Below are 13505 nucleotides of genomic sequence, written 5' to 3' on the forward strand. Positions count from 1 at the left end.
ATTTATATCTATCAATTCATACTTCTGTCTACAAGGTTGAGCACATCTTCCTCTGTTTCCTGATCTATTACCGATCATACTACTCATTAGACATTGTCCTGAGTAGCAAACACATAAGGCCCCGTGTACAAACACCTCTATATCAACATCCGAGTTGTCACATATGTATTTTATCTCTTCAACATTTACTTCTCTTGCTAAAACCACTCTGTCAAAACCTACACTCTGAAGATATTTAACATCTTCAAGAGAGTGTGCAACCATTTGAGTACTAGCATGTAATTCAAAATCTGGAAGTAATTTTTTAAGCAGCTTTGCCATACCTATATCTTGAAGTATTATTGCATCAACATCTATATCATATAGAAACTTTGCATATTCTACAAAATCTTCTACTTCTGTTTGCTTTATTAATGTATTTGCAGTTACAAATACTTGTACATCTCTTATATGTGCATATTTTACAGCTTCTCTTAATTCATTTCTGTCAAAATTATTTGCTGATGCTCTTGCACTGAAATCCTTACCTCCTAGGTATACAGCATTTGCTCCATTTTGAACTGCAGCTTTTAATGCTTCAAACGACCCAACCGGTGCTAATAATTCTACGTCTTTCATGTTTTGCCTCCTTTAAGGAATATTTATCCTATTATTAGGATATCCTTAATTTTAAATTTAAATCACCTTAAAACCAAAAGCGGCTGTCTCAAAATACAATTTTTCGAGACAGCCTCCTTAGTTTTAGATATTTCCTTGCTTTAGATCTTTAACTTCATTTTCTAACTCAGTAAATTTCAGTTGCAATGAATAGGCTTTATTTTGGAATTCAGAAGATAAACTTTCAGCAATTCTTGCTCTTTCATTCGCTTCCTCAGCTTGTGTTTTTAATTCTTCTATCATTTGCTTATACTTATCTACTTCTTCCCTACACTTCTCTAATGTGTCACTTAATTCAGCCATTTGACCTTTCTGCTTCTCAGTAAGTTTTGATAATTCTTCAACTCTAGCTTTACCAGATAAAACCTCTTTAGTTTTATTATCAATTTCTAACTTTAGATTTTCAAGTTCTAACTTAATTTCTTCATTAGGTGTTCCTACCTTACTTTTTAATTCTTCATTTTCTCGATGCATTTCATCATTAAGTTCAGAACACTCGAATAAAATATCTGTAATGTTTAACGCTGTTACAATAGCTGCAACAGATAGGCTTAATCTTGGATTATTTTCCTTAATTCTACTCATCTCTTTATCTACGTAATTAGCCACACTACGCATTTCTTGTTCTGATTTATTCCCTACCATAGGATATTCAGAACCATTAATTTTAACCATAACTTTATTCATACTAACACCCCTCACGTTAGTTAGTTAGATCTTAAGTTTGCGTTTAGTTTTTCACTTAACTCACTTAATATCTTATCATGTACCTTTGCTACATCTTCATCAGTTAAAGTTTTGTCTTTGCTTCTATATGTTATAGAGTATGCTATAGACTTATGTCCGTCCTCTATTTGTGATCCTTTATATACGTCAAATAGCTTGTATCCTTCTACAAGTCCTGCTCCATTAGCCTTTATTATATCTTCTATTTGTTTTACAAATACTTCATCTTTAACTATTAAAGCTATATCTCTAGAAGTAGATGGATATTTTGGTAATGGATTATAGATTATTGTTCTGTTAGAATTATCGAATATTAAGTCTAAGTCTAGTTCAGATAAATATGTTCTTTGACCTAAACCATAGTTCTCTATTACATCTGGATGTAATTCTCCAAAAATACCTATATACATATCATTATATACTATTTTAGCACATCTTCCTGGATGGAATGTAGAATTATTAGTTTCTGGTACTATTTCATACTCTTTAAATCCTACAGAATCAAGTATAGTTTCTAATGATCCCTTAAGTGCGAAGAAATCTACTTCTTTACCATACATACCAACACATAAGTGATTAGTTTCTACAGGTAATCCTGCTTGTGGTGTAAATGTATGACCACATTCAAATGCTGCAACCTTATCTACTTTATGAGATATATTTGTAGATAAAACTTCTAGCATACTTGGCATCATAGTAGTTCTCATTACTGAAGTCTCTTCACCTAATGGATTTAGTAATTTTACACATTCTCTCTTAGGATCATTCTCAGGTAATTTTATTTTATCTACACCTTTAGGACTTACAAATGAGTATGTTAGTATCTCATTTAATCCTATAGCAACACCTGTATTTTTTATATTATCCATGAATTTTTGTTTTGGAGTTTTAACTCCAGCAGTAGCATTTCCTTCTAGTTGTGCTGAAGGTATATTTTCAAATCCGTATATTCTTGCTATTTCTTCGAATACATCTGCATCTTGTTCCATATCTAATCTGAAACTTGGAATTTCTATTTCTAATTTATCACTACCTTGTAAATCACATTTGAATTCTAAAGATTCTAATATCCCTACAAATTGATCCATAGGAACATCTATACCTAATAATCTGTTTATTCTTTGTGGATTTACTACTAATTTCTTAGTTTCTGGTTTAGATGGATATTCATCAACTATACCTTTAAGCACAGTTCCTGCACCTAACATTTCTATTAATTGAGCCGCTCTGTTTACAGCATCTTCTACAAGGTTTGGATCAATTCCTTTTTCATATCTTGCTGAAGCTTCTGTTCTAAGACCTAATTTCTTAGATGTAGCTCTTATATTTTCTGATTTAAAGTTTGCACTTTCTAAAAGTACACAAGTAGTATTCTCTTTTATTTCTGAGTTTAATCCACCCATTACACCAGCTAATGCAACTGCTTTTTCTCCATTAGTTATTACTAGCATATCCTTATTTAACGTTCTTTCTACATCATCTAAAGTAGTAAACTTTTCACCTTCTTGGGCATTTTTTACTACTATTTTACCAGTAGATACGTCATTTAAATCAAAAGCATGTAATGGTTGACCAAGTTCTAACATAACATAGTTAGTAATATCTACTATATTACTTATAGGTCTAACTCCTGCTTCTATAAGTTTTCTTTGCATCCAGTATGGAGATGGTCCTATTTTTACATCTTTAATCATTCTAGCTGCATATCTTCTACATAGATCTTCATTCTCTATTTTTATATCAAAGTTTATTTCTTCTCCATCTTCTTTTACAGTTATTTCTGGATATTTTAATTTCTGTCCTATAGTAACTGCAGCTTCTCTAGCTATACCTACCATAGATCTACAATCAGGTCTATTTGAAGTCAACTCAAATTCTATTAAAGCGTCATTTATACCTAAAACTTCCTTCACATCTTTTCCTAGTTCAAAAGTTTCTTCATGATCAAGTATGTATATACCATCTCTTTTGTATTCAGCCACATACTGAGACTCTATTCCTAATTCATCACCAGAGCACATCATTCCTTCTGATAATTCGCCTCTTAACTTACCTTTTTTAATTTTTATACCACCAGGTAACTTAGCGCCTATTCTAGCTACTGGTATATAGTCTCCTACAGATACATTTTTAGCTCCTGTAACTATTTGTATAACTTCAGTTCCAACATCAACCTTAGTTACTATAAGTTTATCAGCATTTGGATGACCTGTTATTTCTAGTATTTTACCTACTACTACGTTCTCTATTTCCTCACCATAAAAATCTACTTTTTCAACTTTAGTTCCTGTCATAGTCATTTTATCAGCGAACTCTTTTGTATCCATATCTATATCAACATAATCTCTAAGCCATTTTAAAGATACTAACATATTAAATCCCTCCTAATTAAAATTGATTTAAGAATCTCATATCATTTTCGAATAATAATCTGATATCATCTATTTCATATTTAAGCATTGCTAATCTCTCTACACCCATACCAAAAGCAAATCCGCTATATATTTCTGGGTCTATTCCACAGTTTCTAAGAACATTTGGATGAACCATACCTGAACCTAGTATTTCTATCCAACCTTCTTGCTTACACATTGGGCATCCATCTCCACCACACTTGAAACAAGTAACGTCAACTTCTGCACTTGGCTCTGTGAATGGGAAGTTATGTGGTCTAAACTTAGTTTTAGTAGCATCTCCGAATAACTTTTGAACAAAGTTATCTAACGTACCTTTAAGTTGTGCCATAGTAACATCTTTACCAACTACTAATCCCTCTATTTGATGGAACATTGGTGAATGTGTTGCGTCTGGAGAATCATATCTAAAGCATCTCCCTGGAGATATTACCTTTATTGGTAATTCTTCATTCTTCATAGTTCTTACTTGAACTGGAGATGTTTGAGTTCTAAGTAATAATTCACTATTTACGTAGAATGTATCACTCATATCTCTTGATGGGTGATCTTTTGGTGCATTTAAAGCATCAAAGTTGTTTTCTATAGTTTCAACTTCTGGACCTTCTGCTACACTAAATCCTAATCCCATAAATATTTCTGTTACTTCATCTATTATTTGAGTTATAGGATGTTTTTTTCCTACAGTAAATACTTTTCCTGGCATAGTTACATCTATAACTTCGCTTGCTAATTGTTTTTGTTGCTCTAGCGCTTTTAGCTCTTCTTTCTTAGAGTTTATACTGCTTTCTAGAGCTTCTCTTACCTCATTTGCTACTTTACCTATAACCGGTCTTTCTTCAGCAGATAATTTCCCCATTTCTTTTAGGATAGAAGTTATCTCACCTTTTTTACCTAGGTACTTAACTCTTAAGCTTTCTAATTGCTCTATGCTTTGTGCATCTTTTATTTCGTTTAAAGCAGCTTCTTGTAAATTAAGTAATTTTTCTTGCATTATTATCACCCTTTCGCAATTTATTGTATAAAAAAAGCCCCTCATCCCTATCTAGGGACGAAAGACTATGATTCGCGGTACCACCCTAGTAGCTTAATAACCTAAATTATTAAACCACCTCGTATAAACTTAACGCGTTCTAACGTTAAGGCCTACTACTATTTCAGCCTTAATACTCCAGAGGGAACTTCTTTTGATTTCTTAGAAAGTACTTTCAGCCTAGGTACTCTTCTCTGAACTAAGTTAAATCAAAATACTTTTCTCTTTCATTGTATTTTTTATAATATTATATTTTGATATCATATTATACCATAGTAATATGGCTATTTTCAATATTACACTAAGTATTTCTTTATTTCATACATTAATATCGCTGAACTAATAGCTGCATTTAGAGATTCAGCCTTTCCGTATATAGGTATCTTGACTAATACATCTGAGTTAGATATAAGTTCATCATTAACTCCATTTGCCTCATTACCTATGACCAATGCAACCTTGTAATTATATTCTACATTATTGTAGAAATTATTTGTATCAAGATAGCTAGAAACTATATCAAAGTTTTTCAACTTTAGTATTCTTAATACTTCCTCTTGGGTAGCAGATATTATGTTCATATCAAATATAGATCCCATAGTTGATCTTATAACCTTGGGATTATATATATCTACACTTCCTTTTAAGGCTATTATAGCGTCTACTCCTGCTGCATCAGCAGTTCTTATTATCGTACCCATATTCCCTGGATCTTGTATTCTATCTAAAATTAATACAAATCTACTATTATCATCTAAATTTGCCTCTAAGCTCTTTTCTGTAAATTTAACTACTCCTAATATACCTTGAGTATTTTCAGTATCTATCATTTCATTAAAAATTTTATTACTTGTTTTATAGACCTGAATCTTCTTTCCTTCTAATTCGTTTAAAAACTTAGCATGTTCACTTTTTGATTCAAAATCTTCATTTATAAATACATAATCTAATTTAGCCTTACACTCTATCGCTAATGTTAAAATCCTAAATCCTTCTATTATAAATTTTGACTCTCTAGTTCTATTTTTATTTTTTAATAATGATTTTGTATATTTTATTCTTTCATTGTCCTTACTAGTTATCATTATAGCCATTGCTATTTTCTCCTAATTAAATCCTTATTTTCTGATCCTATCTGACTTATCTTGCTGTTTTCTCCTATTACAACTAAGATACTTCCTGATTTAAGCTCTTCCCCTGGAGATGGAGTTACATTTATACTTTTTCCAGATTTTATAGCAAGTACTGTTATTTCATATCTTGCTCTTAAATCTAATTCTATTAATGTTTTTCCTACCCATCCACTTGGAGTAACTATCTCAACTATTGAGTACTCTGGATCTAGTTCTATATGGTCTAGTATATTATCTGAAACTAAATTGTGTGCAACTCTTACACCCATATCTCTTTCAGGGAATACTACCCTATCTGCGCCTATTTTATAAAGAACTTTTGCTTGTAATTCATCCTTTGCCTTACACACTATTTGACCTACGCCCATTTCTTTAGCTATAAGTGTTGCCATTATAGATGCTCTTATATCCGATCCTATAGCTATTATTGCCACATCAAAATTTCCTAAACCTAAAGATCTTAGAGATAATTCATCAGTTACATCTACTATTGCAGCATGTGTAACTTTATCTGCTATGTTTTGAATTATATCTTCACTTTTATCTATAGCCATAACTTGATGACCTAATATATGCATAGTTGTTGCAACAGACGCTCCAAATCTCCCGCAGCCTATTACTATGTATTGTTTCATAAGACTTTTCTTTTCCATATAAAATCCACCTCACACGATATAAACTGTACTCAGTCAGTTTCAATCACCTTATACATTATTTTATACTATCCAACTATTATCCTTCCCTCAGGATATCTAATTGGTTGATTGTTTTTAGGACCTTTAGATAGTAACGCCATGAATATCGTCAACGAACCTACTCTTCCCATAAACATAAATATCATTATTAGTATCTTTCCAATAGTACTTAAGCTTGGAGTTCCTCCTATACTTAAACCTACTGTTGCAAAAGCAGAGACTACTTCAAATCCAGCTTCTACTAACGTAAACTTCGGATCAGTTACTGATATTAGTAATGTTCCAATTACTACCATAGATATACCTATAAAAAATATACCTAATGATTTTCTAACTGTTGATTGACCAATTCTTCTCTCATAAACTTCTATATCTGATTTTCCAAAAATAAATCCTCTTACAGTAAGTATTAATGTAGCTAAAGTAGTAACCTTTATTCCTCCACCAGTAGACGCAGGAGATGCTCCAATAAACATAAGGATTATCATTACAAATATACTGCCCTCATGTAGAAGAGCTAAATCTACAGTGTTAAATCCAGCAGTTCTCGCTGTTACAGATTGGAAGAATGATGCTAGTAATTTACCTCCAAGATTAAGCGGTCCTAATGTATTTGGATTATTGTAATCTACGATTAATATAAACACCATTCCTATGCCTATAAGCATAGCTGTTGTAAATAAAACCATCTTTGAATGTAAATTTAATTTACGAGTTTTTCTATATTTTATTATATCAAGCATAACTGGGAATCCTATACCTCCCAGTATTATAAGAGATGATATAGTCATGGTTACTGTAAAGTTGTTGACATATGACATTAATGAAGAAAATGGTCCGCTTACGACTCCCATTAAGTCAAATCCTGCATTACAAAATGCCGATATTCCATGGAATATACTATACCAAATTCCCTTTTCTAATCCAAATTGTGGTATAAATACTGTTGATAAAAGTAATATACCAACACCTTCAATTATGAAAGTAATCATAATAACATATCTTGTTAATTTAACTAATCCTGATAAATCCATTTGATTTAATGATTCTTGTATCAAAAGCCTCTCTCTTAGCTTTATTTTCTTCTTAGTTATAAGAGCAAATAAGGTGGCTATCGTCATAAATCCTAGTCCACCAATTTGTATTAAAGTTATTATAATCAGCTGTCCAAAGAAACTCCAATAAGTTGAGGTGTCTACAACAATCAACCCTGTAACACATACCGCTGAAGTAGATGTAAATAAGGCATCTAAAAATCCTATGCTTTCTCCACTTTGCGTTGCTATGGGTAAATTTAATAAAAAACCACCTATTAATATAACTAAAGCAAATCCCATCACCATTATTTGAGTAGGTTGCATTTTATTAATAATAGACGAAATCTTTTCTGACACTGTTTTCACCTTCTGTGAAACCTCCTTTACAAATTAGGAATGTAATTTAACATTACTAATTCTTTACGATATATAGTTCTTCGTAATCATTACTCTATTATATTCCAATTTTTATTTAAAAACAATAATATACCTACTCTAAATTTTTATACTTTAATTTTTAACATTTTATAATTCATTTTTTTCTTAACATTATTATCATTCTACAAAATTTAATCATATATACAAAAAAGCCTCTGAATCTATCGACTCAAAGGCTTAATTTTTAATATTAATAGCTTTAATTAAGCTAATTTTGACTTAGCAACTTCTGCTAACTTAGCGAATCCTTGTGGATCATGTATAGCCATTTCAGATAACATCTTTCTGTTAACTTCTATACCTGCTAATTTTAATCCGTTCATTAATCTTGAGTAAGATATTCCGTTTATTCTAGCAGCCGCGTTTATTCTTTGTATCCAAAGTTTTCTGAAGTCTCTCTTCTTTAACTTTCTACCTATATATGCGTTCTTTAACGCCTTCATTACGAATGTATTAGCTGGTCTGTATAATTTACTTCTTGCTCCTATAAATCCTTTTGCAAGTTTTAACACTTTTTTGTGCTTCTTACGAGCGTTCATAGCTTTTTTAACTCTTGCCATCGTTATGACCTCCTTTGTTTTCCTCTATTAATTGTTTATCTATTATTTTAATTATCCGATTCTTAGTATGGTAATAATTGTGCTATTCTTCTAGCATCACCTTCACTTACTAAACCTGCTTTTCTTAATTGCATCTTAGTCTTAGCAGCTTTCTTAGTAAGTATATGTCTTCTGAATGCTTTAGCTCTTTTTAACTTTCCACTTCCAGTTTTCTTGAATCTCTTTGCAGCACCTCTATGAGTTTTCATTTTAGGCATGACAAATTCCTCCTCTCAGTTAATCATCTATTTTTTTGGATCTATAATTACAACCATATTATTACCCTCAAATGCTGGGGCTTTTGTTGGTTCTCCAAACTCTTTTACTATCTCTATAAACTTTATCATTACTTGTTTACCAAGGTCTTTATGTCCTAATTCTCTACCTCTAAATCTAAGTTCAACTTTAACTTTGTCTCCTTTTTTAAGGAACTTTATTGCGTTGTTAGCTTTAGTATTTAGGTCGTTAGTATCTATACCTGGTCTAAGTCTTACTTCTTTTAAAGTTACAGTCTTTTGATTTTTCTTAGCTTCTTTTTCTTTTCTTGATTGTTCATATTTAAATTTACCGAAATCCATTATCTTACATACTGGTGGATTTGCATTAGGTGATATTTTAACTAAATCTAAGTTTTTACTGTTTGCTAAAGCTTGAGCTTCTTTTGATGACATTATTCCAAGTTGCTCACCAGTTTCTGAGATAATTCTTAATTCTTTATCTCTTATTTGTTCATTCATTGCTTGTTCTTTGCTAATGGTAGAACACCTCCAAAAAATTTTATTTTTATATAAAATAAAAGGCGAATGATATTATCATCCGCCATATAAGTTACCAATCCAATAAAGCTTGTACACTGATGTACTGCTTAACTTATATTTACACTTACTAACGTTAGTTGTAAGGTGAGAAGCGGGCTTCTTCTTTAATGTTTTTAACTACTCTATACACTATATCATCTTTATTATAAAAATGCAACTCTTTTTTGTTTTTTTATCATTTTTCTCAAATATATTATTTGCTTACATTATAATTTATATTAATTTATTTTTAAATTTATTTCCTACATGTCATTATTTATCTAACTTCTGGCTATACTTAAAAATATTACTTATGTGAATTTTATTAAATAAAACTTTTTTGAATAATAAATATTAGCAATTTTGGTAAACATAGAGTTAGTGAATAATTTTTAGTATCGAGGTGTAGCTATGAAAATGTTAAATAATTTCTTAAAAAAAATCAACAAACCTGTACCAGTATTCGCACAAACTAAATTAGAAAAGGAAACTTTGAACGATGATTCTAGTTATACTAAGCCTAAAACTACCTTCCAAGATGTAGCTGGCTTGGAAGAAATAAAGGAAGAATTGTTTGAAATAGTAGATTTCATGAGGTCACCTGATAAGTATCAAAAAATGGGTGCCAAAGTTCCTAAAGGGGTATTATTCTATGGTCCTCCGGGAACTGGTAAAACACTTCTAGCATCTGCTGTTGCCGGTGAGACTAATGCATCCTTTTTTAATGTAACCGGCTCTGAGTTTGTTGAGAAGTACGTAGGTGTAGGTGCAAAAAGAGTTAGAACATTATTTGAGAAAGCTAGAAAGGAAGCCCCTAGTATAATTTTTATTGATGAAATTGATGCAATAGGAGCAAAACGACATCTTGAAAGTAATAACGAAAAGGATCAAACCCTTAATCAACTTTTAGTTGAATTGGACGGATTCAACAAAGATTCTAATATTATAATAGTAGGCGCAACAAACAGACTAGATCTTCTTGATGAAGCATTGTTAAGACCTGGAAGATTTGATAGACATATACATATAAGCGCCCCTAACTATCATACTAGATATGAAATCCTTAAGGTTCATACTAATAATAAGCCTATTGATAAGTCTGTAAATATAGAAACTTTAGCAAAGAAAACTCATGGTTTTAACGGAGCTCATCTATCAAATATAGCAAATGAAGCTGCAATTTTTGCTGTAAGAGAAAATAGCGAAGTAATAACTTCTGAACATTTTGATAAAGCTCTTGAAAGAGTTATCGCTGGGTTAGAATCTAAAACATCTGTATTAATAGAAAAAGAAAAAAGAATAGTTGCTTATCATGAAGCAGGACATGCACTTACTAGTAATATGCTAGGCATCTGTCCTATTCAAAAAGTATCCATAATACCTAGAGGTCAAGCATTAGGATATGTACTTCAACTACCAGATGAAGATAGATATATATATACTAAAGAAGAGTTGATAGGTAAGATTAAAATACTACTTGCCGGAAAAGCTTCTGAAGAAATTATCTTCAATCATAAATCTACTGGTGCAAAAGATGACTTGAAAAAAGTAACTGAGCTTGCTAATCAAATGGTTTGTGAATATGGAATGAGTAACCTAGGATTTATGACCATAGACGGTAACGTAAAAACATTCTTATCTGAACAAGTTCAAAAGGAAGCAAATGACATAGTTCAAACATGTTATGATGAAACTTTAGAGTTATTAAGAAATAATATAAATGATTTACATGTAGTATCTAATCATTTATTTGAAAATGAGACTTTAACTCATGAAGAATTAAAAGACTTAATAAGAAAAGAATGTGTTAACTAAAACTTCCATAAAAAAAGAGATATCTCTCTGATTCTAAGAATCATCTGAGGTATCTCTTTTTTATTAAATATTATCTATGCTTGGATAACATTAGTTCTTTCTTCTATATCTTTTGATAATGTAACCATGAAGTCATCTAATTGTAAGCTTCCTAGCTCACCATTATCTCTAGATCTTACAGATATATTTTTTTCAGCTTCTTCTTTTTCACCTACTATTATCATGTAAGGTATCTTTTGAAGTTGAGCCTCTCTAATCTTAAATCCAGTTTTCTCTGCTCTATCATCTAATTCAACTCTTATACCCTTATCAAATAAAGCTTTTTTAACTTCATTAGCATAATCATTGTATTTATCAGATATAGGAAGTATTCTAACTTGAGTTGGAGCTAACCAAACTGGGAATTTACCAGCATAGTGCTCTATTAATATTCCTATAAATCTCTCTATACTACCAAATGCAACTCTGTGTATCATAACAGGTCTATGCTTTTCTCCATCTTGACCTATATAATTTATATCAAATCTTTGAGGTAACTGCATATCTAATTGTATAGTACCACATTGCCAAGTTCTTCCTAAGCAATCTCTTAAATGGAAGTCTATCTTTGGTCCGTAGAATGCTCCATCACCTTCATTTAATATATAAGGAAGATTTAGCTCTTCTAAAGCTTCTCTTAAACCATTTTCAGCTGCTTCCCAATCTTCATCAGATCCTATTGAGTTTTCTGGTCTAGTAGATAATTCTAAGTGATATTCAAATCCAAAAGTCTTATAAACTCTATCTATTAAATCTACAACACCTTTTATTTGATCTTTTATTTGTTCTGGTAACATGAATATATGAGCATCATCTTGAGTGAAAGCTCTAACTCTCATAAGTCCGTGTAGAGCACCTGATAATTCATGTCTATGAACTCTACCAAGCTCTGCAACTTTCATAGGGAATTCTTTATATGAATGCGGCTTAGCATTATAGTATATTAATGAACCTGGGCAGTTCATTGGTTTTATTGCAAATTGTTGATCATCTATATCTACAGTATACATATTTTCTTTATAGTTAAACCAGTGACCTGAAGTCTCCCATAATTTTTGGTTTAATATTATAGGAGTTTCTATTTCAGAGTATCCATCAGCTCTGTGTATTTCTCTCCAGAATTTTAATAATTCATTTTTAAGTTCCATACCTTTTGGTAAGAATAATGGGAATCCTGGTCCTTCTTCTGGTATGAAGAATAAATCTAATTCTTTCCCTAATTTTCTATGATCTCTCTTCTTAGCTTCTTCTAACATGTGTAAGTATTCTTCTAAATCTTTATTCTTTTCGAATGATATACCATATATTCTTTGAAGCATTTTGTTCTTTTCGTCACCTCTCCAGTAAGCACCAGCTATACTTAATAACTTAACTGCCTTAACCTTTTTAGTTGAAGGTAAGTGTGGACCTCTACATAGATCAGTAAAGTCTCCTTGCTTATAGAAAGATATTATTTCTCCTTCTGGTAATTCTTCTATAAGCTCAACTTTGTATAGCTCCCCATTTTCTTTAGCCCAAGCTAAAGCTTCTTCCCTTGGTAATTCATATCTTTCAACAGCCATGTCTTCTTTAGCTATCTTCTTCATCTCTTTTTCTAACTTCTCTAAGTCTTCATTTGTTAATCTATGATCTAAATCTATATCATAATAGAATCCATTTTCTACAGTTGGCCCTATAGCAAACTTAGCTTCTGGGTATATTCTCTTTATAGCTTGAGCTAATATATGAGCTGATGTATGTCTAAATACATCCTTTCCTTCTGCATCATCAAACTTGAATAAGTTTAATTCACAATCTTCTTTAACTACATGGTTAAGACCTACTACTTTTCCATTAACTGATGCTGCAACTATTGCTCTAGCTAAGCCTTCACTTATAGATTTAGCTATATCCATAACAGAAACTTCATTTTCAAATTCTCTTACTGATCCGTCTTTTAAAGTAATTTTTATCATTGTATTTCCTCCTCAATTTAATTTTGTATAAAATAAAAAAACTCATCCCAAATATATATATTTGGGACGAGTATTAATTCGCGGTTCCACCCAAGTTGGTCTACAAATGTAGCACCCTCTTGATGACTATAAGGTAGTCAACCGAACACTTTCGCACAATATAATTA

General features: G+C 31.3%; 12 protein-coding genes and 1 other annotated feature. Of the genes, 1 reads left to right on the plus strand and 11 read right to left on the minus strand.

Going from position 1 to position 13505, the window contains the following annotated elements; genetic code table 11:
* From CHL78_RS17335 to infC, 10 genes are all read right to left on the minus strand, one after another.
* The coding region (locus CHL78_RS17335) for a peptidase U32 family protein (RefSeq protein WP_147295845.1) at positions 1 to 618 on the minus strand (618 nt) is incomplete at its 3' end.
* Positions 619 to 741: 123 nt separating this feature from the next.
* Positions 742 to 1344, minus strand: coding sequence for a cell division protein ZapA (zapA, locus tag CHL78_RS17340; RefSeq protein WP_094368450.1), 603 nt, complete (start codon positions 1342 to 1344; stop codon positions 742 to 744).
* Positions 1345 to 1364: 20 nt separating this feature from the next.
* Positions 1365 to 3755: a phenylalanine--tRNA ligase subunit beta gene (gene pheT / locus CHL78_RS17345; RefSeq protein ID WP_094368451.1), complete on the minus strand. Its 2391-nt coding sequence runs from the start codon at positions 3753 to 3755 to the stop codon at positions 1365 to 1367.
* A gap of 16 nt (positions 3756 to 3771) precedes the next feature.
* Positions 3772 to 4791 carry a phenylalanine--tRNA ligase subunit alpha gene (gene pheS / locus CHL78_RS17350; protein WP_094368452.1) on the minus strand — a complete coding sequence of 340 codons (1020 nt, stop codon included), beginning with the start codon at positions 4789 to 4791 and terminating at the stop codon, positions 3772 to 3774.
* A gap of 50 nt (positions 4792 to 4841) precedes the next feature.
* Positions 4842 to 5070: a binding site (T-box leader), on the minus strand.
* A gap of 56 nt (positions 5071 to 5126) precedes the next feature.
* Positions 5127 to 5924 carry a TrmH family RNA methyltransferase gene (locus CHL78_RS17355; RefSeq protein ID WP_094368453.1) on the minus strand — a complete coding sequence of 266 codons (798 nt, stop codon included), beginning with the start codon at positions 5922 to 5924 and terminating at the stop codon, positions 5127 to 5129.
* A gap of 2 nt (positions 5925 to 5926) precedes the next feature.
* Positions 5927 to 6598, minus strand: coding sequence for a potassium channel family protein (locus CHL78_RS17360; protein ID WP_094368461.1), 672 nt, complete (start codon positions 6596 to 6598; stop codon positions 5927 to 5929).
* Between the two features lie 86 nt (positions 6599 to 6684).
* Positions 6685 to 8019, minus strand: a complete 1335-nt coding sequence (locus CHL78_RS17365) for a TrkH family potassium uptake protein (RefSeq protein ID WP_094368462.1) — start codon at positions 8017 to 8019, stop codon at positions 6685 to 6687.
* Positions 8020 to 8336: 317 nt separating this feature from the next.
* Entirely contained in the window at positions 8337 to 8693 is a 357-nt protein-coding gene (rplT, locus tag CHL78_RS17370) for a 50S ribosomal protein L20 (RefSeq protein WP_094368454.1), read from the minus strand.
* A gap of 62 nt (positions 8694 to 8755) precedes the next feature.
* Entirely contained in the window at positions 8756 to 8950 is a 195-nt protein-coding gene (gene rpmI, locus CHL78_RS17375; protein WP_094368455.1) for a 50S ribosomal protein L35, read from the minus strand.
* Positions 8951 to 8977: 27 nt separating this feature from the next.
* Entirely contained in the window at positions 8978 to 9469 is a 492-nt protein-coding gene (gene infC, locus CHL78_RS17380; RefSeq protein WP_199534102.1) for a translation initiation factor IF-3, read from the minus strand.
* A 471-nt stretch (positions 9470 to 9940) separates the two neighbouring features.
* Here infC and CHL78_RS17385 point away from each other — a divergent pair, with 471 nt between their 5' ends.
* Positions 9941 to 11344: an ATP-dependent metallopeptidase FtsH/Yme1/Tma family protein gene (locus CHL78_RS17385; RefSeq protein WP_094368457.1), complete on the plus strand. Its 1404-nt coding sequence runs from the start codon at positions 9941 to 9943 to the stop codon at positions 11342 to 11344.
* Between the two features lie 74 nt (positions 11345 to 11418).
* Here CHL78_RS17385 and thrS read toward each other — a convergent pair whose 3' ends face one another.
* Positions 11419 to 13338: a threonine--tRNA ligase gene (thrS, locus tag CHL78_RS17390; protein WP_094368458.1), complete on the minus strand. Its 1920-nt coding sequence runs from the start codon at positions 13336 to 13338 to the stop codon at positions 11419 to 11421.
* Positions 13339 to 13505: the final 167 nt, after the last annotated feature.

Source organism: Romboutsia weinsteinii (assembly GCF_002250835.2).
GTDB lineage: Bacteria > Bacillota > Clostridia > Peptostreptococcales > Peptostreptococcaceae > Romboutsia_A > Romboutsia_A weinsteinii.